The following is a 20,030-nucleotide window of genomic DNA, read 5'->3' as shown; positions in this document are numbered from 1 at the left end:
AGCCCCATCGCCGCAACGCGGCAAGACCGCGGGCCGGATGGTGGCAGCAGGACGGCGGCAGGGGATGGATCAGCCATCGCGCCTCGGGCGCGCAGGATGCCGCGGGAGGGGGAGGCATGCGCTCCTGCCCCATCCGCGATCGATGATCCTGGAGTGATCAGTGGTGAGCCGTGCAGGATTCGAACCTGCGACCCACTGATTAAAAGTCAGTTGCTCTACCAACTGAGCTAACGGCCCACTGGGCGGCTATCTACGGTTAGTGGCGGGGGGGGTCAACCGCAAAATTACGCTTTTTCTGGATAAAGTTCGCGGGCTTTGCTATTGGCCCCGCCATGCAGGACAACACCCCTCCCGGCCTGCCGTTCATGAAGATGCACGGCCTTGGCAACGACTTCGTCGTCATCGACGCGCGCGCCCCCGTGGCCGACGTGACCCCCGACCTCGCGCGGGCCATCGCCGACCGGCATCGTGGCATAGGCTTCGACCAGCTGGCGACGATCCATGCCACCGATGGCGCCGATCTTCACCTTGTCTTCTGGAATGCCGACGGCTCGAAAATCGGGGGGCCTGCGGCAATGCCACGCGCTGCATCGCGGCATGGGAGATGGCGCGCACGGGCAAGACGGCGCTCGGCATCACCACCGAGCGCGGCCGCCTTTCGGCGCGCGCGGCCGAAGACGGGCTCGTCTCGGTCAACATGGGCCAGCCGCAGCTGGCCTGGGACGAGATCCCGCTCGCCCGCGAGATGGACACGCTGACGCTGCCGATCGAGGGCGCGCCGACCGCCACCGGCATGGGCAACCCGCATTGCAGCTTCTTCGTCGCCGATGCCGAGGCCGTCGATCTCGACGCCTTCGGCCCCGCGCATGAGCATCATCCGCTTTACCCCGAGCGCACCAACGTGCAGGTGGCGCAGATCACCGGGCCGGACCGGATTCGCATGCGGGTCTGGGAGCGCGGCGCGGGGCACACCCTCGCCTCCGGCTCGTCCTCCTGCGCCGTGGCCGTCGCCGCCGCGCGGCGCGGGCTGACCGGCCGCCACGTCACCATCGATCTCGATGGCGGCACGCTTCACATCGACTGGCGCGAGGACGGGGTCTGGATGACCGGCCCCACCGCGCATGTCTTCGACGGAGTCTGGAGGCTCTGATGGACCGCAAAGCACCGATCTTCGCCACCATGGGCTGCCGGCTCAACGCCTACGAGACCGAGGCGATGAAGGAGCTGGCGACCAGCGCCGGCGTCGAGGACGCCGTGGTGGTCAACACCTGCGCCGTCACCGCCGAGGCGGTGCGCAAGGCCGGGCAGGAGATCCGCCGACTGCGGCGCGAGAATCCGTCCGCGAAGATCATCGTCACCGGCTGCGCAGCCCAGACCGATCCTGCGCGCTTTTCGGAGATGGCCGAGGTCGACATGGTGATCGGCAACACCGAGAAGATGCAGCCCGAGACATGGAAAGGCATGGCGCCCGACCTGATCGGCGCGACCGAGCCGGTGCAGGTCGACGACATCATGTCGGTCACCGAAACCGCCGGGCACCTGATCGACGGCTTCGGCAGCCGCAGCCGCGCCTATGTGCAGGTGCAAAACGGCTGCGATCATCGCTGCACCTTCTGCATCATCCCCTACGGGCGCGGCAATTCGCGCTCGGTGCCCGCGGGTGTCGTGGTCGAGCAGATCAAGCGGCTGGTCGATCGCGGCTATGAAGAGGTCGTGCTCACCGGTGTCGACCTGACCTCGTGGGGCGCCGACCTGCCCGCGACACCGCGGCTCGGCGATCTCGTCATGCGCATCCTCAAGCTCGTCCCCGACCTGAAACGGCTGCGGATTTCCTCGATCGATTCGATCGAGGTGGACGAGAACCTGATGCAGGCGATCGCGACCGAGCCACGCCTGATGCCGCATCTGCATCTGAGCCTCCAGCATGGCGACGACCTGATCCTCAAACGGATGAAGCGCCGCCACCTGCGTGACGACGCGATCGCCTTCACCGAAGAGGCGCGACGGCTGCGGCCCGACATGACCTTCGGCGCCGACATCATCGCGGGCTTTCCGACCGAAACCGAGGCGATGTTCGAAAACTCGCTCAGGCTGGTCGAGGATTGCCACCTGACATGGCTGCACGTGTTTCCTTATTCGCCCCGCCCCGGCACCCCGGCCGCGAAGATGCCGCAGGTGAAGGGCCCGGCGATCAAGGCGCGCGCCGCGCGGCTTCGGGCGGCGGGTGAGCGGGCGGCGCAGGCGCATCTTGCGGCGCAGGTCGGGCAAACCCACCGCGTGCTGATGGAAAGCCCGCGCATGGGCCGGACAGAGCATTTCGCCGAGGTCGATTTCACCACCGACCGACCCGAGGGGCGGATCGTCGAGGCCGCGATCACCGGCGTCTCGGGCGCGCGGCTGGTCGCGGCCTGAAACGGCTCCGAGCTTCGGACGGGGCGCCCGGTCGCAGCCGGGCGCCATGCGTATTTGCGGAATGGTGAATTGGAGCGCCGCGCTGCCCTTTCACCATTCCAAAAATACGCAAACACCCCGGCTTCTGCCGGTGCGCGGCTCGAAGCATCGCCCTTGCGCCGCCACGCGCCCGCTGGTTGACTGCGCCGGATCAGCCGGAGTGTTCCACATGAAACTTCTCACCTCGCCCGCCTCGCCCTTTGCCCGCAAGGTCCGGGTGGTGCTGCATGAAACCGGTCAGGCCGATCAGGTGACGGAGGTTGCCGCCGCGACCAACCCGCTGGGCGATCCGGCGGAGGTGATGCACGCCAACCCGCTGGGCAAGATCCCGGCGCTGGTGCGCGATGACGGCCCCGCGCTTTATGACAGCCGGGTCATCACCCGCTATCTCGACGCCCGCGCCGGCGGGCGGCTCTATCCCGAGGCCCGGATCTGGGAAGTGCTGACGCTCGAGGCGACAGCCGACGGAATCATGGACGCCGCGCTCGCCATGGTGATGGAGCACCGGGTGCGCGACGAGGCGGCGCGGTCCGAAGCATGGGTCGAGGGCCAGTGGCGCAAGGTCGAGCGGGCGCTCGACGCGATCGAGGCGCGCTGGATCAGCCATCTCGAAGGCCATGTCGACATGGGCCAGATCGCGGTCGGCTGCGCGCTGGACTATCTCGACCTGCGCCATGGCGGGCGCGATTGGCGCGCGGCACGGCCGCAGCTGGCACGCTGGGCCGAACGCTTCGCGGCGCGCGACAGCATGACCGCCACCGCGCCGCCCGCCCCCTGAGGGTCAGAAGTTGAAGCTGACGCCGAGATTGAGCGCGTTGGTCACGATATCCGATTCCAGCGTGCCGCCGCCGACGAGATCGGCCTCGTTCTGGGAATAGGTGCCCTTGTACTCGCCGAACACCGACACGCTGTCGGTCACCGCATAGCTCGCCCCGGCCATCAGCGCGACCGCCGGGCCGGTGATCTGGTACTCGTCGGTGCGGCCTTCGCCGTCGTCGTATTCGACCCGCGGCGCCGCGATGCCCAGACCGCCGCCGACATAGGGCGTGAGACCGTAGGCGGCCTCGGGAAAGCGGCGATAGGCGTTCAGCGTCAGGATGTTGAGCCCGTCGGTGAATTCCAGAGTGTCGAGACCCTGCTCGGCGCGTGTCGAATCGTCGGAATAGACCTTGGCGTGATTGAGATCGACGCCGAAACCGAGATTGTCCTCGCGCCACCAGGTCGCGCGCAGGCCGTAATAGGGCGGCGCATCAAAGGAATTGCCCTCCCAGCCGGCGGTGAAATCGCGGTCGTTCGCGGCGCCGGGCCGGTCGACCTCGACGCCCGAATGTGGCGCGCCCTGCACCCCGCCGTAAAAGCTCAGCTCGACCTCGGCGTGGACGAGGGCGGGGGCAAGGATCATGAGCAGGGGAGCGGCAAGGCGGAACATCGGGCTGGGCTTTCGGACAGGCATGGGCAGAGGGTAGCGGCAGACACGCGCCATTATCACCCGATTCTAGGATCGACAGCGCCAAACTCCAACGCAACGCGAATTCACATCCGCGTTGTCACATCCTCGCAACGCGGCAGGCCGCGTCCCCCCCTTGCCGGACCGGCCCGCACGTCCTAGATGCCTCCGGCTGCGCGGTATTGTCCGCTGGACGGGCGCGGGATTGATGGCTAAACAGCGCCAAAACGCCAAGCGGGTCACGGCCCGCGGTCTTTTGCCGTCCGGGCGACGCCGCCCCAGCCATACCGGAGATCACCCCCCGTGTCACACGCAGACGATCATCAGGGCACCCGCCGCGATTTTCTCTACTATGCCACCGCCGGGGCGGGGGCCGTCGTGGCCGGCGCCGCCGTCTGGCCGCTGGTCAACCAGATGAACCCCTCGGCCGACGTGCTGGCCCTCGCCTCGATCCGGGTCGACGTCTCGGGCGTGCAGCCGGGCACCCAGCTCACCGTGCTGTGGCAGGGCAAGCCGGTCTTCATCCGCGCCCGCACCGAGGCCGAGATCGAGGAGGCCCGCGGGGTCGACATCGCCTCGTTGCCCGACCCGGTCGCGCAGAACGAGAACATCGCCGACGCCGCCCCCGCCACCGACGCGAACCGCGCGCTCGACGAACAGGGCGTCTGGCTCGTGCAGATGGGCGTGTGCACCCATCTGGGCTGCGTGCCCTTGGGCGAACAGGGTGATTTCGGCGGCTGGTTCTGCCCCTGCCACGGGTCGCATTACGACACCGCGGGCCGCATCCGCAAAGGCCCCGCGCCGCGCAACCTGCCCATCCCCGTCGCCGAATTCGTCGACGAGACGACCATCAAGCTCGGCTGAGGAGACCTCTGATGTCCGGTATTCCGCACGATCACTACGAACCCAAGACGGGCGGCGAGCGCTGGCTCAACAACCGCCTGCCGGTCCTCGGCCTGCTCTATGACACGCTGATGATCCCGACGCCCAAGAACCTCAACTGGATGTGGATCTGGGGCATCGTCCTGACCTTCACGCTGGCGCTGCAGATCGTCACCGGCATCGTGCTGGTGATGCATTACACGCCGCATGTCGACATGGCCTTCGCCAGCGTCGAGCACATCATGCGCGACGTGAATGGCGGCTTCATGCTGCGCTACATGCATGCCAATGGCGCCTCGCTGTTCTTCGTGGCGGTCTATGCGCATATCTTCCGCGGCCTCTATTACGGCTCGTACAAGTCGCCCCGCGAGGTGACCTGGATCATCGGCATCCTGATGTACCTGCTGATGATGGGCTCCGCCTTCATGGGCTACGTGCTGCCCTGGGGCCAGATGTCGTTCCACGGCACCGCCGTGATCACCGGCCTGTTCGGCGCCGTGCCCTTCGTCGGCGAAGCGATCCAGACCTGGCTCCTGGGCGCCTCGGCCGTCGGCCAGCCCGCGCTGAACCGCTTCTTCTCGCTGCACTACCTGATGCCCTTCATCATCGCGGGCCTCACCATCGTGCACATCTGGGCCTTCCACTCGACCGGCAACAACAACCCCACCGGGGTCGAGGTGCGCCGCGGCTCGAAGGAAGAGGCCAAGCGCGACACCCTGCCCTTCTGGCCCTATTTCGTGCTCAAGGACCTGTTCGCGCTCGCGATCATCCTGATGGTGTTCTTCGCGATCGTCGGCTTCATGCCGAACTATCTGGGTCACCCCGACAACTACATCGAGGCGAACCCGCTCGCGACGCCGGCGCATATCGTGCCCGAATGGTACTTCCTGCCCTTCTACGCGATCCTGCGCGCCTTCACCGCCGACGTCTGGGTCGTGATGTTCGCCAACTGGATCAGCTTCGGCATCATCGACGCGAAGTTCTTCGGCGTGATCGCCATGTTCGGCGCCATCGCGGTGATCGCGCTCGCGCCGTGGCTCGACACCTCGTCGGTCCGCTCGGGCCGCTATCGCCCGATGTTCAAGTGGTGGTTCGCCCTGCTGGTGGTCGACTTCATCGTCCTGATGTGGGTCGGCGCGATGCCCGCCGAGGGGATCTATCCCTACATCTCGCTGATCGGCGCCGCCTACTGGTTCGCCTATTTCCTGGTGATCCTGCCGCTTCTGGGCGTGATCGAGAAGCCGCTGCCGATGCCGGCGACGATCGAAGACGACTTCAACGCGCATTACGACCCCAAGACCGGCGGCACCCATACCGCCGTCAAGCCGGCCGAGTGAGAAAGGCAAGACACATGCTGAGAACCGTCACGCTTGCCGCAGCCGCGGCGATGGGCCTCGCCGGCACCGCCATGGCCGCCGAAACCGAAGTCCAGATCACCGATTACGACTTCCCCTACGAGGGCCCCTTCGGGGCCTTCGACGAAATGCAGCTGCAGCGCGGCCTGCAGGTCTACACCGAGATCTGCGCCGCCTGTCACGGGCTGCAATACGTCTCCTACCGCACCCTGTCGGACGAGGGCGGCCCCAACCTGCCCGAGGATCAGGTCCGCGCCTATGCCGCGCAGTTCGAGACCTTCGACGAGGAGCTCGACGATTTCCGCCCGGCCACCCCGGCGGACAAGTTCCCGCAAAGCGCGCTGCCCGAGGCGCCCGACCTGTCGCTGATGGCCAAGTCGCGCGCGGGCTTCCACGGGCCCTACGGCTCGGGGATGAACCAGCTGTTCAAGGGCATGGGCGGCCCGGAATACATCGCTTCGCTGCTGACCGGCTACGAAGAGGCGCCTGCCTGCGCCCCCGAGGACTTCCCGGGCTACTACAACGTCGCCTTCGGCACCGGTGGCTATCCCGAGGAATGCATCGACGAGCACGGCCATCACGAGGTGCCCGGCTCCTGGATCTCCATGCCGCCGCCGCTTCTGGGCGACGACGTGGTCTACGAGGATGGCCACGAGACCAGCATCGAGGAGGAGGCCAAGGACGTGACCGCCTTCATGATGTGGACCGCCGAGCCCAAGATGATGGCCCGCAAGCAGGCCGGCTTCACCGGCGTGCTGTTTCTCGGCCTGCTCGCCGTGCTGCTCTACCTGACCAACAAGCGGGTCTGGCACCGCGTGAAGCATGGCCAGCGCGACGAGTGATCGCCGGTCCATGACACCGAGAAAGGGCGTCCCAACCGGGGCGCCCTTTTTTCATGCGCCCCTCCGGCCCGGCGCGGCGGCATCTGCGTATTTGAGGAGCGGTGAAGGCCAAACGCGCCCTCCCCTCTTCACCATTCCGAAAATACGCATGACGACCGGCCCGGGACGCGCGCGCCGACAGGCCGGAACGCGCCCACTGGCGCCCCTAGCGGCCCAGATAGGCCCTGAGCGCGGGCGGCGGGGTCTCCAGCAATGGTCCGGCGGGGGCGGGCGCCGCGGCGCGGCCCGCATCCACCAGGACGATGTCGCTGGCAATGCGCGCGGCGTCCTCGGGGGCGTGGCTCACCATCATGAGCGTCCGCCCCTCCCCCGCCAGCACCTCGCGCGCGAGGTCGAGCATCTCCATCCTGAGCCCCGGCCCCAGCGCGGCAAAGGGCTCGTCCAGAAGCACGAGGGGCCGGTCCATCAACAGCACCCGCGCCAGCGCCGCGCGGCTTTGCTGCCCGCCCGACAGCGCGGCCGGCCTGCGCGCGCCCATGGCGTGCAGACCCACCCGGTCGAGCACCGCCTCGATTTCGCGTCGCCGCGCCGCGTCGAGCCGACCTTTCGGATCGATCCCGAGCGCGAGATTGCGCTCCACCGTCAGGTGCGGGAACAGGTTGTTGTCCTGAAACAGGATCGAGATCGGCCGCGCGGCGGGCGGCAGCGCGGTCAGGTCGCGCCCGTCCCAAGACACCCGCCCCGCCCGCGGCGCGAGAAACCCCGCGATCGCGGCGAGCAGCGTCGACTTGCCGCCGCCCGAAGGCCCCATGACGGCGCAGACCGATCCGTCGGCCAGCGCCCAGTCGGCATCGAGCGCGAAATCGCCCTGCCGGATTTCCAGCCCCTCAAGCCGCAGCATCGGCGCGCCCTCCCCTGTCGAAGATCCAGAACAGCGCGAGGCTGAGCGCCAGCAGCACCAGCGCCACCCCCGCGGCCTGCTCCATCCGGTAGGCCGACATCAGCCGCACCATCAGGAGCGGCAGCGTTGCCTCGCCATCGCCCGCGAACAGCGCGATCACGCCCAGATCGCCCATCGACAGCGCCGCCGTCAGCCCGGCGGCAAAGCCCATGGGCCGCCGGATGCGTGGCAGGATCAGCCAGCGCAGCCGCGCCCAGCCCCGCAACCCCAGCGATGTCGCAAGGCGCCCATGCGCGGCCTCGGCCTGCGCCACCGCCGGTCCCAGCACCCGCGCGGCAAAGGGCAATGCCATCGCCGCGTTGGCCAGCGCCGTCACCGGCAGCGCCAGATCACGCGGCGAGGCCAGCGGATACAGCACGATGAACAGCCCCGTCCCCATGACGAGACTGGAGGCGGCCAGCGGCAACAGCGCCGACAGCCGCGCCAATGTGCCATCGCGCAAGACCAGCGCCAGCGTCAGCACAAGTGTCAACGCCGTCGCCCCCAGCGCCACCGAGACCGAGCGCAGCGCGGCGGCCCAGAGCCCGCCCGGCAGATCGAGCAGCCCAGGCACGCCGCGCGCCACGATCATCGCCAGCGGCGCCATGAGAAACAGCGCCGCCAGCCCCACGGCGCCCGCATCGCGCCAGCGGCCGCCCGTCTCGAACCGCTCGACCACCCGGTCGAGCCCGGCCCCGAGCGTCTCCGGCGCACCCGCCGCCTGCACCATCAGCGCGGCGGCGGCGCACAGGCCGAACTGCACCATCGCCAGCACCGACGCCCGGCCAAGATCGAAATCGAACCTCAGCGACTGGTAGATCGCCAGCTCCACCGTCGTGGCGCGCGGCCCGCCGCCAAGCGTCAGCGCCACGGCAAAGCTGGTCAGACAGATCAGGAAGATGACGGCAAAGGCGCCGGGCGCCACGGCGCGCAGCATCGGCCACTCCAGAAGCCGCCCGACAGGCGCGCCGAGCGACGCGGCGAGCCGGAACCGCTCGGCGGGAATCGCGATCCAGCCCTGCAGGATCAGCCGCACCGCCAGCGGCAGGTTGAAGAAGACATGCGCCAGCACCACCCCGTGCCAGCCATAGACCGACACCGGGCCGAGCCCCGCGAGGCCCAGCGCGTCGTTGAGCAGCCCGCCGCGTCCGAACACGCCGATCAGCCCGATCACCGCGACGATCACCGGCAGGATGAAAGGCGCGCCCAGAAGCGTCACCAGCGCGCCGCGCCCGGCAAAGCGCCGCCGCGCCAGCGCGCGCGCCACCGGCACGGCGAAGGCCACCGAAAGAGCCGCCGACAGCGCCGCCTGCCAGGTGGTGAACCAGATCGCCGAGAGATCCGCAGGGCCGAGCCGCAGCGCGAAGCCCGCGCGCCACGCCACCGCGCCGAGCGTGCCCAGCGTCAGCGCCAGCACCAGCCCGGCGGCGATCCCGCCGGGCCACCGTGCCATCGCGACTATTGCGACAGCCCCTGCCGCCACGCCTCTATGGCGGGCGCGCGCTTGGCGGCGGCGGCGTCCTCGGGCAGCCAGATCGCCTTTTCGGGCATGGCGATCTCGCGGAACCCCTCTGGCCAGTCGCTTTCGGGCAGCGCCGCCGGATAGGACCAGTTCGAGGTCGGGATCAGCGACTGGAAGGCCGGGCTCGTCACGAAGCGCATGAACTCCTGCGCGAGATCAGAATCATCGGTCCCCACCAGCTGCGCCGCCAGCTCGATCGTCATGTAGTGCCCTTCCTCGAAGATCGCCGCCGACACGCTGTGATCGCCCTCCGCGATCGAATGGTAGGCAGGCGAGGTGGTGTAGCTCAGCACCATGTCGACCTCGCCTTCGGTGAACAGCCCGTAGGATTCCGACCAGCCCGGCGTGACGGTGGTGATCTTGGGCGCAAGCTCGGCCCATTTGGCCTCGGCCTCGTCGCCGAACACCTGATCGGCCCAGAGCACCAGCGACAAGCCCGACACCGAGCTGCGCGGATCCTGGATCGCGATGCGCAGATCGTCGGGCGCGCTGACCAGCGCCTCGAAGCTGGTCGGCACGTCGTTCAGTGCCTCGTTGTCGTAGACAAAGGCGAGATAGGACCAGTCGAAGGGCAGGAACACCTCGTCCTGCCAGTCGATCGGCAATGTGAGATCGGCGGTCTCGACGCCATGCGGGGCGAACAGCCCGGTTTCGCGCGCCTTCTTCATCTCGGTCGAATCGAAGCCGATCGCGACATCAGCCTCGCTGCGCGTCCCTTCGAGCAAAAGCCGCGGCAGCAGGTCGCCGGTCTGGTACTCGAGCGTGCAACCGCAGTTTTCCTCGAAGACCTGCTTGATCACGGGGCCGGGCCCCCATTCGGAGGCGAAGTAATCGGGCGCATAGACGGTGAGGGTCCGGTCCTGCGCGAGGGCCGGGCTGGCCAGAAGCGCAAGAGCGAGACCCGCAGGCAGGCGATGGGTCATAGTCGTCCTCCAATGCGGGCGAAGAGCAAGGAGGAGCATGTGTCCCGTACCTTCCCTCCGCCGGTGTGATCCGGTTCAGGTTCAACGGGTCCGCGCGACGCGCATCTCAGCCAGTGGCCCCCCGAGGTGGGCGCGACACTACGCCATCGCGGGCCGCGCGCAAGCCCCCCGCCCTTTCCCCGGCGCGCGCCCCGCGCTACACCGGCCCCGCCACAAGGAGAGCGCCCATGTCCCTCAACAGCTTCGGCCACCTGTTCCGCGTCACCACATGGGGCGAAAGCCACGGGCCCGCGCTCGGCGCCACGGTCGATGGCTGCCCGCCGGGGGTGGAGATCACCGAGGAGGCCCTGCAGGTCTGGCTCGACAAGCGCCGCCCCGGACAGAACAAGCACACCACGCAAAGGCGCGAGCCCGACGCGGTGGAGATCCTGTCGGGCGTGTTCGAGGGCAGATCGACCGGCACGCCGATCCAGCTGATGATCCGCAACACCGACCAGCGCTCCAAGGATTACGGCGACATCGCCGAAACCTTCCGCCCCGGCCATGCCGACATCGCCTACCACCTGAAATACGGTCTGCGCGATTATCGCGGCGGCGGCCGGTCGAGCGCACGCGAGACGGCGGCGCGTGTCGCGGCGGGCGGCGTGGCGCGCGCGGCGCTCTCCGCGCTGCTGCCGGATCTGAAGATCACCGGTTACATGGTGCAGATGGGTGAGAAGAAGATCGACCGCACCCGGATCAACATGGACGAGGTCGCGCGCAACGACTTCTGGTGCCCGGACGCGACCGCCGCCGCCGAATGGTCCGATTATCTCGACGCGCTGCGCAAGGATCACAACTCCGTCGGCGCGATGATCGAGGTCACGGCCTCGGGCGTGCCCGCGGGCCTCGGCGCGCCGGTCTACGGCAAGCTCGACACCGATCTCGCGGCGGCGATGATGTCGATCAACGCCGTGAAGGGCGTCGAGATCGGCGAGGGCATGGCGGCGGCGGCGCTGACGGGCCGCGACAATGCCGACGAGATCTTCATGGGGCCGAACGGGCCGGAATACGGCTCGAACCACGCGGGCGGGGTCTTGGGCGGGATCAGCTCGGGGCAGGATGTGGTGCTGCGCTTCGCGGTGAAGCCGACCTCCTCGATCCTGTTACCCCGCCGCTCGATCAAGCTCGACGGCAGCGCGACCGAGGTGGTCACCAAGGGCCGCCACGATCCTTGCGTCGGCATCCGCGCGGTGCCGGTGGCCGAGGCGATGATGGCCTGCGTGCTGCTCGACCATTACCTGCTCGACCGCGGCCAGACCGGGAGCAAGCGCGGCACCATCGGCTGAGGCGTCGCGCCGCTGGCCCCGCGCCACCAAGCTGCTAGGCTCGGGGCGTGCCGCATGGGGGCCAGCGCCGTGATGATCACCGATATCGAGGACTTCTTTTCCAAGGGGTGCGGACGCTGCGCCCGCTTCGACACGCCCGATTGCGCGGCCCTGCGATGGCAGGCGGGGTTGCGCGACTTGCGTCGGATCTGTCTCGACATGGGGTTGGTCGAAACCGTGAAATGGGCGCATCCGTGCTACATGCATGCCGGTCGCAACATCGCGCTTCTCGGGGCGCTGCGCGCGGAAATCCGGCTCGGCTTCTTCAACCCGGCGCTTCTGAGCGATCCCGAAAAGGTGCTCGAGCGCAACGGGCCGAACACCCGCCATCCTGACATGATCCGATTGCGGAGCAGCGCAGAGGTCGCCGGGATGGAGCCGGTCATCCGCGCCTATCTGGCAGAGGCGATGCGCCATGCCGAGCTTGGAACACGCCCTCCCAAGGTGCAGGACGATCTGGAGCTGCCCGAGGAGCTGCGTGCGGCGATCGACGCGGACCCGGAGCTGGCCGGGGCGTTTTCCGACCTGACGCCGGGGCGACGGAAAAGCTACGTGATCGCTCTCGCCTCCGCCAAGAAACCCGAAACGCGGATCGCGCGCATCGAGAGATTTCGCGGCAGGATCCTCGCGGGCAAGGGCGCGCAAGAGCGCTAGAAGCCGGATAGAGTCGGGGCCACCTCCGCAGCGCCCCGGCTCGCGACGCGTGTTTCAGATCCAGTAATAGGGCGCGCCGTAATGGGCATAGGCCGCCTCCTCCCAGCGCCGGTCCTCGTACCAGCGCTCAGGCCGCTCGGGCGCGCCCCTGAGCTGCTCCTCGGTGATGTCGGTGCGGTAGCCATTGAGCCCGGTGTCGTAATCGAGCTTGGCCCAGGGGATCGGGTGATGCTCTTCGCCCATGCCGAGAAACCCGCCAAAGCCCATCACCGCGTAGGTGATCTTGCCGGATCTCTTGTCGATGACGAGGTGGTCGATATGGCCGACCTTCTCGCCGCCCTTGCCATAGACCTCGGTGCCGTTGACGCGGTCGGACGAGATCGTGCTGTGACTGTCGCTGTAGTCGAACATGATGTCCTCCTGTGCTGTGGGAGCAAAACCAGCAGCCCCGCCCGGCTGTTCCACCGGCTGCATCGCTCGGCCATCTTTCGCCGCTGGCTTGCGCGCGCGCTGCACCGCGAGGATGCCCGCCGCCACCACGGCGACGCCGAGCGCATCGGTGCCGCCCAAGGTTTCGCCCAAAAGCACGGCGGCGATGACGACACCGAAGACCGGGTTGAGGAAATGGAAGGTCGCCGCCTTCACCGCGCCGATCCGTTCGACCAGCACGAACCACACCAGCGTCGCCAGCACGCCGGGCACCAGAACGGTATAGGCGAAGGCCACGATGAGCGGCCATGACCAGTCGACCGCCCATGTCTCCAGCGCCAGCGCCGGCAGCGCCAGCGCCGCCGCCCCGACCAGCATCTGCAGCCCGACCACCATCATCAGGTTGCCGCCCGAGGCCGCGCCGCGCACCGCCAGCGTGGCCGTCGCCAGCGCCAGCGCCGCCACCGCGCAGAGCGCCACCGCCACGAGATCGAGCCCGCCCGCCATCCGGCCGCCCATGATGATCGCCACGCCCGCGAACCCCGCCACGAGCCCCGCCGCCGCCACCGGCGGCAGCCGGTCGCGCAGCAGCGCCCAGCCGATCAGCGCCACCAGAAGCGGCATGGTCGAGGCGATGATCGAGGCGACCGAGGCGCCGATCCACTGCATCGCCACGAAGTTCAGCCCCAGATAGAGCGCGTTCTGGCACAGGCCGAAGATCACCACGCCGCGCCACTGCGCAGGGCTGAGCCGCGCCGTCTGCCGCAGCGCCAGCGCGATGGAAATGGCGATGGCCCCGGACACCACGAAGCGCAGCGTCAGCGCCGTGAGCGGCGGCGCATGGGCCACCACCACCCGCGCCGAGGTGAAGGCCGAGGACCACATCAGCGCGAAGGCGAGACCGAGCCCCAGTGACCTGACATCCATCGACAGCCTCCGCATGCAATCAGAGGGCGCAAACGAAAAGGGCCGCCCCTCCGGGGCGACCCTTTCCGCAAATCGTCCGAACCGCAAGAGCGCGGCCCGCGGCGGCGTCACTCCTCGTTGACGCTGTCCTTGAGCGCCTTGGCGATGGTCATCTTGACCACCTTGTCGGCGTCCTTCTTGATCTGCTCGCCCGTCGCGGGGTTGCGGACCATGCGCTCGGGGCGCTCGCGGCAATAGATCTTGCCGACATTCGGCAGGGTCACGGCGCCGCCTTGCGACACTTCGCGGGTGATGATGGCGACCAGCGCGTCCAGATGGGCGCCGGCGGTCTTCTTGTCGCCGCCGGTCTCGTCGGCGATGGCGCTGACGAGCTGCGCCTTGGTCATCGGTTTGGCCATTCCAGGTCTCCTTACCACAGCCCGCTTGGGGCGTATTCCTGCGCCGCTTGGGACGGCGTGTTGCCTAGACCCACAATGAAAACAGCATCATTGCAAGCAAAAACCGCTATTTCCTTACGGTATCGGCGGAATTCAGAGAAAGGCCGTCTCCTCGAAGCTACGCAGCTTGCGGCTGTGAATGCGCTCCAGCGGCATCTCGCGCAGCCGCTCCATCGCCCGGATCCCGATCATCAGGTGGCGCGCCACCTGCGTCTTGTAGAAATCCGATGCCATGCCCGGCAGCTTCAGCTCGCCATGCAGCGGCTTGTCCGAGACGCACAAAAGCGTGCCGTAGGGCACCCGGAACCGGAACCCGTTGGCCGCGATCGTCGCGCTCTCCATGTCGAGCGCCACCGCGCGCGACTGCGAAAGCCGCTGCACCGGGCCCGACTGGTCGCGCAACTCCCAGTTGCGGTTGTCGATCGTCGCCACGGTGCCCGTCCGCATGATCCGCTTGAGCTCGTAGCCCTCCAGCTCGGTGACCTGCTCCACCGCGTCCTCGAGCGCGATCTGGATTTCGGCCAGCGCCGGGATCGGCACCCAGACCGGCAGGTCGTCGTCGAGCACGTGGTCCTCGCGCAGATAGCCATGCGCCAGCACGAAATCCCCGAGCCGCTGGCTGTTGCGCAGCCCGGCGCAGTGCCCGACCATCAGCCAGGCATGCGGGCGCAGCACCGCGATGTGGTCGGTCGCGGTCTTGGCGTTGGAGGGGCCGACGCCGATATTGACCAGCGTGATCCCCTGCCCGTTCGCCCGCTTCAGGTGATAGGTCGGCATCTGCGGCATCTTGGCGGGCACGTGCATCGCGCCCTCGGGGTCGGTGATCACCTGGTTGTTCGGGCCGACGAAGGCGGTGTAGCCGCTGTCGGGATCGGCCAGCACGTGCCGGGCATAGGCCTCGAATTCCTCGACGTAGAACTGGTAGTTGGTGAACAGCACGTGGTTCTGAAAATGCGTCGGGTCGGTCGCGGTGTAATGCGCCAGCCGCGCCAGCGAATAATCGATCCGCTGCGCCGTGAAGGGCGCAAGCGGCATCGCCCCGTCGGGATAGGTGAAGCCGTTGCCATTGACGATGTCGTCATGCGTGGTCGCAAGATCCGGCACGTCGAACACGTCGCGCAGGTGGAACTCCATCGCCCCGTCCTGCGGCACCGTCACCGACGGGTCATTGGCCACCGCGAAATGCACCGGCATCGGCGTCTCCGACGCGCCGATCACCACCGGCACGCCGTGGTTCTCGATCAAAAGCCGCATCTGCTGCATCAGGTAATTGCCGAACAGCCCCGGCCGCGTCACGGTCGTCGAATAGGTGCCCGGCCCCGCCACATGGCCAAAGCTCAACCGGCTGTCGGCCAGCGCGAAGGTCGCGGTCGAAAAGCGGATCTCGGGGTAGAAGGCGCGAAACCGCGCCTCGGGCACACCGCCACCCAGCGTTTCGGTGAATTTCTCGCACAAGAAGCGCGAGGCGGTGTCGTAGATCTCCTTGAGCCGCGCCAGCGCCGCCTCCGGGTCGGTGAAGGCTTCGGCCGCGGGGACCGGCGGCGTCTGGAGTCTCAGCGTCTTTTCCATCTGGTTCAGTCCTGTCCCTCGAAAAGTGTCGTGATCTCGAACCGGCTGACATCCACCAGCCCCAGATCCGAGATGCGCAGCTCGGGGATCACCACGAGCGCGAGCAGCGAATGCTGCATGTAGGCGTTGTTGAGCGTGCAGCCAGCCTCGCGCATCGCCGCGACCATGCCATCGGCGGCCGCCGCGACGTCACGCGCCGGTGCGTCCGACATCAGCCCCGCGATCGGCAGCCGCACCAGCGCCCGCTCGGCCCCGTCGCGCCAGACCGAAACACCGCCGCCGACCTCGCCCAGCCGGTTCGCCGCCGCCGCCATCATCTCGGCGTCGGTGCCGACCACGATCATGTGGTGGCTGTCATGCGCGACCGTGGAGGCGATCGCCATGTGCCCCTCATAGCCGAACCCCTCGACAAAGCCGTTGGTCACGCCGCCGGTGCCGCGATGCCGCTCCACCAGCGCGATCCGCGCCACGCCGTCCGCGGGCATCACCGCGCCATCCTCTACGGGAAGCGCGCGGATGAGCGCCCGTGTCGGCGCCTGGTTCTCGACCACGCCGATCACCTTCGCCCGGATCTCCTTCGCGCCCTCGGGCGCTGCGACGCGGAAATCATGTGCCACCAGCTCCCGACCCAGATGCACGGTCTGCCGTGCGCGTTCGGGCCAGTCGTAATGCGGGCATGTAACACGCAGATCACCGTTTTCGGCCACAAGCTGGCCCCGCGCGAAGACCGTCTCGATCGGCAGGGTCTTCAGGTCGGATGTCAGGATCACGTCGGCGCGCCGCCCCGGCGCGATGGAACCCAGCTCGCGCTCCATGCCGAAATGCGTGGCCGAGTTGATCGTCGCCATCTGCAGCGCCACCACCGGGTCGCAGCCGCAGTCGATGGCGTGGCGCACCACCCGGTCCATGTGGCCGTCATTCACCAGCGTGCCGGAATGGCAGTCATCGGTGCACAGCACGAAGTTGCGCGGATCGAGCCCCTTTTCGGTGACGGCGGTGATCTGGCTTTCGACGTCGTACCACGCCGAGCCCAGCCGCAGCATCGAGCGCATGCCCTGCCGCACCCGGTCGATCGCATCGCTTTCGCGCGTGCCCTCGTGGTCATCCGCCGGGCCGCCCGCCACATAGGCGTGGAACGGCACGCCGCGATCGGGGCTGGCGTAATGCCCGCCCACGGTCTTGCCCGCGCGCATGGTGGCCGCGATCTCGGCCAGCATCTTGGGATCGCCCGCGACGACGCCGGGATAATTCATCATCTCGCCAAGGCCGACGATGCCGGGCCATTGCATCGCCTCGGCCACGTCCTCGGGAGAAATCTCGTGACCCGTCGTCTCAAGCCCCGGCGCGGAGGGCGCGCAGGACGGCATCTGGGTGAAGATGTTCACCGGCTGCATCAACGCCTCGTCATGCATCATCCGCACGCCGTCGAGCCCGAGCACGTTGGCGATCTCGTGCGGGTCGGTGAACATCGTCGTGGTGCCGTGCGGGATCACGGCGGCGGCGAATTCGGCCGGGGTGAGCATGCCGCTCTCAATATGCATATGCGCGTCGATCAGGCCGGGGATCAGGTAGCGGTCGCCGGCGTCGACAACCTCGGTGCCCTCGCCGATGCAATGGCTGGCATCGGGGCCGACATAGGCGAACCGCCCCTCGGCCACCGCCACCTCCCAGCCATCGAGGATCTCGCGGCTCTGCACGTTCACCAGACGCCCGCCGCGGATCACGAGATCGGCGGCGTCGCGGCCCGCGGCCACGGCGACGAGACGGGGGGCAACCTCGGCCCAGGGTCTGAAGGCATGTTCCATTTTCGGATTTCATACCAACCGGCGAAGCGCCGCAACCCCCGCCCCGCCGCATGGCGTCGGCGCCGCGCCCTGCGTATTTGCGGAATGGTGAAACAGGGCGCAGCCATGGCCGCGACACCTCGCCCGGGAACGGCGCGGGGCCGATGCGCGTTTCGAAGACCGAGGAGATCCGCTATGCCGCCCCCCGCCAGCCTCGTCTATTATCCCGATTCCGAACCCGGCATCACCCGCCGCCGCCGCGGGCGCGGCTTTACCTATACCGCGCCCGACGGCACCACCATCGCGCGCGGCCCCGAACGGCGGCGGATCGAGGCGCTGGCCGTGCCGCCCGCCTATGAAAAGGTCTGGATCTGCCCCGCGCCGCATGGCCACCTGCAGGCCACCGGTCTCGACGCCCGCACCCGCAAGCAGTACCGCTACCACCCCGACTGGCGCGCCTGGCGCGAGGCGCACAAGTTCGACCATCTCGCCGAATTCGGTGCGGCCCTGCCCGCGATCCGCCGCCGCATCCGCCGCGACCTGTCGGGCGAGGCGGGCGAGCTCGATTTCGCCATCGCCGCCGTGCTGGCGCTGATCGACCGGGTGTCGATCCGCGTCGGCAACCCCGAATACGCCGCCGAGAACCGCACCTATGGCGCCACCACCCTGACGGGGCGGCACATCCGGCTCACCGGTGACGAGATGCGGCTGCGCTACAGGGCCAAGGGCAACAAGCAGGTGAACCGCAGGCTGAAGGACAAATCGCTGATGAAGGTGCTGGGGCAGTTGCACGACCTGCCCGGAAAGGAGCTGATCGGCTGGATCGACGAGGACGGCACGCCGCGCGGCGTCTCCTCCGGGCAGGTCAACGACCGGCTCGCCGAGATCACCGGCTCGGACCACATCACCGCCAAGACCTTCCGCACATGGGCGGGCTCGGAGGCGGCGCTGTCCTGCGCGCTGCGCGAGGAGGAGCTGACCATCAAGAGCATGAGCGAGGCCGCCGCCGAACGGCTGCACAACACGCCCACCATCGCGCGCAACAGCTACATCCACCCCCGCGTGATCGCGCTGCACGAGGCGGATGCCAGGGACCGCGCCGCGTTGCTCGACGACCTGCCCGAAACCGCCGGGCTGCGGCAGGCCGAGCGCGCGTTGCTGAGGCTACTGTCATGAGCCTCGATCGCTTCGTCAACGCGCAGAAGGACAGCTACGCCACCGCTCTCTCCGAGATCGAGACGGGGCGAAAGCGCAGCCACTGGATGTGGTATGTCTGGCCGCAACTGCGCGGCCTTGGCCGCTCGCCCATGGCGCAGCATTACGGCATCGCGGACGCCCAAGAGGCACGCGCCTATCTCGCCCATCCCGTCCTCGGACCGCGCCTCGTCGAGATCAGCCGCGCCATGCTCGCCCATCGCGACCGCGCGCCCGAGGAGATCCTCGGTGGCATCGACGCGCTGAAACTGCGCAGCAGCGCCACGCTCTTTGCCGCGCAGCCCGGCACCGACCCGGTCTTCTCGAAAATCCTCGACGCCTTCTATGACGGCCCGGACGCGCGCACCCTCGCCCTGCTGGACCGCTAGCGCCGCATCGGGCACATATCCCTCATGAAAACGCTGCTCTCCTTTGGCCACGGCTATTCCGCCCGCGCCCTCGCCCGCCTCCTGCCCGACGACTGGCGCGTCATCGGCACCACCCGTTCGGACGACAAGGCCGAGGCGCTGCGCGCGACGGGCGTCGAACCTGCGATCTGGCCCGGCAGCGACCTGACGCCCGCGCTCGACGCGGCCACGCACCTGCTGATCTCCGCCGCGCCCGACGCGGATGGCGACCCGGTGCTGCGCGACTGGCAGGGCGCCATCGCGGCGCGGGCAAACCGCCTCGCATGGGTGGGCTACCTCTCCACAACCGGCGTCTATGGCGACCGCGACGGCGGTTGGGTCGACGAGGACAGCGAGCTGCGCCCGGCGACCAAGCGCGGCAAGGCCCGCGTCGAGGCCGAGGCCGCATGGCGGGCGGTCCCCGGCCTGCCTTTGCACATCTTCCGCCTTGCGGGCATCTACGGCCCCGGCCGCGGTCCCTTTGCCAAGGTCCGCGCGGGCACGGCCCGGCGCATCGTCAAGCCCGGCCAGGTCTTCAGCCGCATCCATGTCGACGACATCGCGCAGGTGCTGAAGGCGAGCATCGACCGCCCGAACCCCGGCGCGATCTACAATTTGTGCGACGACGACCCCGCCCCGCCGCAGGACGTCATCGCCCATGCCGCCGAGCTGCTCGGCCTGCCGGTGCCGCCCGAACTGGACTTCGAAAAGGCCGAGATGACGCCGATGGCGCGCAGCTTCTACGCGGAATCGAAAAAGGTTCGAAACGACCGGATCAAGGACGAGCTGGGCGTGCGGCTGATCCATCCCGATTACCGCTCAGGGCTCGCCGCGTTGTTATCGCGAAAGCCGGAGAAATAGCTGGACCCGGCTTGGGCAGGCAACCTAGGGTAAACCTGT

19 protein-coding genes, 1 tRNA gene, 2 pseudogenes and 1 riboswitch are annotated in these 20,030 nt (G+C 68.4%); of the genes and pseudogenes, 11 read left to right on the top strand and 11 right to left on the bottom strand.

Features of this window, described 5'->3' with window-relative positions; all coding sequences use genetic code 11:
* Positions 1-161: 161 nt before the first annotated feature.
* Positions 162-237: transfer RNA gene (locus LOKHON_RS04080), tRNA-Lys, on the bottom strand.
* Positions 238-284: 47 nt separating this feature from the next.
* Positions 285-527, bottom strand: a complete 243-nt coding sequence (locus tag LOKHON_RS16430) for a hypothetical protein (RefSeq protein ID WP_245631430.1) — start codon at positions 525-527, stop codon at positions 285-287.
* Between LOKHON_RS16430 and dapF the strand changes: the two are divergent.
* The 3 genes and pseudogenes from dapF (at position 420) to LOKHON_RS04065 (ending at position 3,229) form a co-directional block, all read left to right on the top strand.
* Positions 420-1,150, top strand: a pseudogene (dapF, locus tag LOKHON_RS04075) (diaminopimelate epimerase). The gene LOKHON_RS16430 and the pseudogene dapF sit on opposite strands and share 108 nt — an antisense overlap.
* Positions 1,150-2,412, top strand: a complete 1,263-nt coding sequence (mtaB, locus tag LOKHON_RS04070) for a tRNA (N(6)-L-threonylcarbamoyladenosine(37)-C(2))-methylthiotransferase MtaB (protein WP_017927674.1) — start codon at positions 1,150-1,152, stop codon at positions 2,410-2,412. The pseudogene dapF and the gene mtaB overlap by 1 nt, the downstream one beginning before the upstream one ends.
* Positions 2,413-2,620: 208 nt before the next feature.
* Positions 2,621-3,229 carry a glutathione S-transferase gene (locus LOKHON_RS04065; RefSeq protein WP_017927675.1) on the top strand — a complete coding sequence of 203 codons (609 nt, stop codon included), beginning with the start codon at positions 2,621-2,623 and terminating at the stop codon, positions 3,227-3,229.
* A 3-nt stretch (positions 3,230-3,232) separates the two neighbouring features.
* On the opposite strand, the gene LOKHON_RS04060 is transcribed toward LOKHON_RS04065, so the two are convergent.
* Positions 3,233-3,880 (bottom strand): outer membrane protein, encoded by a 648-nt coding sequence (locus LOKHON_RS04060; protein ID WP_017927676.1) that lies wholly within the window; start codon positions 3,878-3,880, stop codon positions 3,233-3,235.
* A gap of 321 nt (positions 3,881-4,201) precedes the next feature.
* On the opposite strand from LOKHON_RS04060, the gene petA reads away from it, so the two are divergent.
* From petA to LOKHON_RS04045, 3 genes are read left to right on the top strand one after another with little or no spacing between them, the layout of a single operon-like run.
* A complete protein-coding gene (petA, locus tag LOKHON_RS04055) occupies positions 4,202-4,762 on the top strand; it encodes a ubiquinol-cytochrome c reductase iron-sulfur subunit (protein WP_017927677.1) in 561 nt (186 codons plus the stop codon).
* An 11-nt stretch (positions 4,763-4,773) separates the two neighbouring features.
* Positions 4,774-6,117, top strand: coding sequence for a cytochrome b (locus tag LOKHON_RS04050; protein ID WP_017927678.1), 1,344 nt, complete (start codon positions 4,774-4,776; stop codon positions 6,115-6,117).
* A 14-nt stretch (positions 6,118-6,131) separates the two neighbouring features.
* Complete coding sequence (locus LOKHON_RS04045) at positions 6,132-6,977, top strand: cytochrome c1 (RefSeq protein ID WP_017927679.1); 846 nt, start codon at positions 6,132-6,134, stop codon at positions 6,975-6,977.
* 205 nt (positions 6,978-7,182) lie between these two features.
* On the opposite strand, the gene LOKHON_RS04040 is transcribed toward LOKHON_RS04045, so the two are convergent.
* The 3 genes from LOKHON_RS04040 to LOKHON_RS04030 are packed head-to-tail and all read right to left on the bottom strand — an operon-like array spanning position 7,183 to position 10,362.
* Positions 7,183-7,878, bottom strand: coding sequence for a thiamine ABC transporter ATP-binding protein (locus tag LOKHON_RS04040; RefSeq protein WP_017927680.1), 696 nt, complete (start codon positions 7,876-7,878; stop codon positions 7,183-7,185).
* Positions 7,865-9,370, bottom strand: a complete 1,506-nt coding sequence (locus LOKHON_RS04035) for a thiamine/thiamine pyrophosphate ABC transporter permease ThiP (protein ID WP_017927681.1) — start codon at positions 9,368-9,370, stop codon at positions 7,865-7,867. The genes LOKHON_RS04040 and LOKHON_RS04035 overlap by 14 nt, the downstream gene beginning before the upstream one ends.
* Before the next feature lie 5 nt (positions 9,371-9,375).
* The gene (locus LOKHON_RS04030) at positions 9,376-10,362 is read right to left on the bottom strand and encodes a thiamine ABC transporter substrate-binding protein (RefSeq protein ID WP_017927682.1); all 987 of its coding nucleotides are present in this window, start codon (positions 10,360-10,362) and stop codon (positions 9,376-9,378) included.
* A gap of 35 nt (positions 10,363-10,397) precedes the next feature.
* Positions 10,398-10,496: riboswitch (TPP riboswitch) on the bottom strand.
* A gap of 93 nt (positions 10,497-10,589) precedes the next feature.
* On the opposite strand from LOKHON_RS04030, the gene aroC reads away from it, so the two are divergent.
* Positions 10,590-11,690, top strand: a complete 1,101-nt coding sequence (gene aroC / locus LOKHON_RS04025) for a chorismate synthase (protein ID WP_017927683.1) — start codon at positions 10,590-10,592, stop codon at positions 11,688-11,690.
* A 54-nt stretch (positions 11,691-11,744) separates the two neighbouring features.
* Entirely contained in the window at positions 11,745-12,383 is a 639-nt protein-coding gene (locus LOKHON_RS04020; protein WP_017927684.1) for a YdeI/OmpD-associated family protein, read from the top strand.
* A gap of 54 nt (positions 12,384-12,437) precedes the next feature.
* Here the strand turns inward: LOKHON_RS04020 and LOKHON_RS16295 are convergent, their stop codons facing one another.
* From LOKHON_RS16295 to ade, 5 genes and pseudogenes are all read right to left on the bottom strand, one after another.
* Positions 12,438-12,794, bottom strand: coding sequence for a PRC-barrel domain-containing protein (locus LOKHON_RS16295; protein ID WP_169333463.1), 357 nt, complete (start codon positions 12,792-12,794; stop codon positions 12,438-12,440).
* A gap of 78 nt (positions 12,795-12,872) precedes the next feature.
* Positions 12,873-13,739: pseudogene (locus tag LOKHON_RS04015) on the bottom strand (DMT family transporter); the annotation flags it as partial.
* Positions 13,740-13,846: 107 nt separating this feature from the next.
* Positions 13,847-14,137: an HU family DNA-binding protein gene (locus LOKHON_RS04010; protein ID WP_017927686.1), complete on the bottom strand. Its 291-nt coding sequence runs from the start codon at positions 14,135-14,137 to the stop codon at positions 13,847-13,849.
* 132 nt (positions 14,138-14,269) lie between these two features.
* Positions 14,270-15,745: an AMP nucleosidase gene (locus LOKHON_RS04005; protein ID WP_017927687.1), complete on the bottom strand. Its 1,476-nt coding sequence runs from the start codon at positions 15,743-15,745 to the stop codon at positions 14,270-14,272.
* A gap of 5 nt (positions 15,746-15,750) precedes the next feature.
* Entirely contained in the window at positions 15,751-17,550 is a 1,800-nt protein-coding gene (gene ade, locus LOKHON_RS04000; RefSeq protein ID WP_017927688.1) for an adenine deaminase, read from the bottom strand.
* Positions 17,551-17,724: 174 nt separating this feature from the next.
* Between ade and LOKHON_RS03995 the strand changes: the two genes are divergently transcribed.
* Genes LOKHON_RS03995 through LOKHON_RS03985 form a run of 3 tightly spaced genes read left to right on the top strand, consistent with a single transcriptional unit; the run spans position 17,725 to position 19,991 of the window.
* Positions 17,725-18,705, top strand: coding sequence for a DNA topoisomerase IB (locus LOKHON_RS03995; RefSeq protein WP_017927689.1), 981 nt, complete (start codon positions 17,725-17,727; stop codon positions 18,703-18,705).
* Positions 18,702-19,112, top strand: a complete 411-nt coding sequence (locus tag LOKHON_RS03990; protein ID WP_017927690.1) for a DUF1810 domain-containing protein — start codon at positions 18,702-18,704, stop codon at positions 19,110-19,112. Before LOKHON_RS03995 ends, LOKHON_RS03990 begins: the two co-directional genes overlap by 4 nt.
* A 24-nt stretch (positions 19,113-19,136) precedes the next feature.
* Positions 19,137-19,991, top strand: a complete 855-nt coding sequence (locus LOKHON_RS03985; protein ID WP_017927691.1) for an SDR family oxidoreductase — start codon at positions 19,137-19,139, stop codon at positions 19,989-19,991.
* Positions 19,992-20,030: the final 39 nt, after the last annotated feature.

The sequence above is a fragment of the Limimaricola hongkongensis DSM 17492 genome (genome assembly GCF_000600975.2).
Classification (GTDB): Bacteria; Pseudomonadota; Alphaproteobacteria; order Rhodobacterales; family Rhodobacteraceae; genus Limimaricola; species Limimaricola hongkongensis.
Note: the sequence above shows the minus strand (reverse complement) of the source record. Positions and strands in the feature narration are given on the sequence as shown.

Coding starts and splice junctions, on each gene's coding strand:
- aroC (WP_017927683.1), top strand. CDS start 10,590: ATGTCCCTCAACAGCTTCGGCCACCTGTTCCGCGTCACCACATGGGGC.
- LOKHON_RS04045 (WP_017927679.1), top strand. CDS start 6,132: ATGCTGAGAACCGTCACGCTTGCCGCAGCCGCGGCGATGGGCCTCGCC.
- LOKHON_RS04010 (WP_017927686.1), bottom strand. CDS start 14,137: ATGGCCAAACCGATGACCAAGGCGCAGCTCGTCAGCGCCATCGCCGAC.
- LOKHON_RS04005 (WP_017927687.1), bottom strand. CDS start 15,745: ATGGAAAAGACGCTGAGACTCCAGACGCCGCCGGTCCCCGCGGCCGAA.
- LOKHON_RS04030 (WP_017927682.1), bottom strand. CDS start 10,362: ATGACCCATCGCCTGCCTGCGGGTCTCGCTCTTGCGCTTCTGGCCAGC.
- LOKHON_RS04060 (WP_017927676.1), bottom strand. CDS start 3,880: ATGTTCCGCCTTGCCGCTCCCCTGCTCATGATCCTTGCCCCCGCCCTC.
- LOKHON_RS04065 (WP_017927675.1), top strand. CDS start 2,621: ATGAAACTTCTCACCTCGCCCGCCTCGCCCTTTGCCCGCAAGGTCCGG.
- LOKHON_RS04020 (WP_017927684.1), top strand. CDS start 11,745: ATGGGGGCCAGCGCCGTGATGATCACCGATATCGAGGACTTCTTTTCC.
- mtaB (WP_017927674.1), top strand. CDS start 1,150: ATGGACCGCAAAGCACCGATCTTCGCCACCATGGGCTGCCGGCTCAAC.
- LOKHON_RS03985 (WP_017927691.1), top strand. CDS start 19,137: ATGAAAACGCTGCTCTCCTTTGGCCACGGCTATTCCGCCCGCGCCCTC.
- LOKHON_RS03995 (WP_017927689.1), top strand. CDS start 17,725: ATGCCGCCCCCCGCCAGCCTCGTCTATTATCCCGATTCCGAACCCGGC.
- ade (WP_017927688.1), bottom strand. CDS start 17,550: ATGGAACATGCCTTCAGACCCTGGGCCGAGGTTGCCCCCCGTCTCGTC.
- LOKHON_RS04050 (WP_017927678.1), top strand. CDS start 4,774: ATGTCCGGTATTCCGCACGATCACTACGAACCCAAGACGGGCGGCGAG.
- LOKHON_RS04035 (WP_017927681.1), bottom strand. CDS start 9,370: ATGGCACGGTGGCCCGGCGGGATCGCCGCCGGGCTGGTGCTGGCGCTG.
- LOKHON_RS16295 (WP_169333463.1), bottom strand. CDS start 12,794: ATGTTCGACTACAGCGACAGTCACAGCACGATCTCGTCCGACCGCGTC.
- LOKHON_RS04040 (WP_017927680.1), bottom strand. CDS start 7,878: ATGCTGCGGCTTGAGGGGCTGGAAATCCGGCAGGGCGATTTCGCGCTC.
- LOKHON_RS03990 (WP_017927690.1), top strand. CDS start 18,702: ATGAGCCTCGATCGCTTCGTCAACGCGCAGAAGGACAGCTACGCCACC.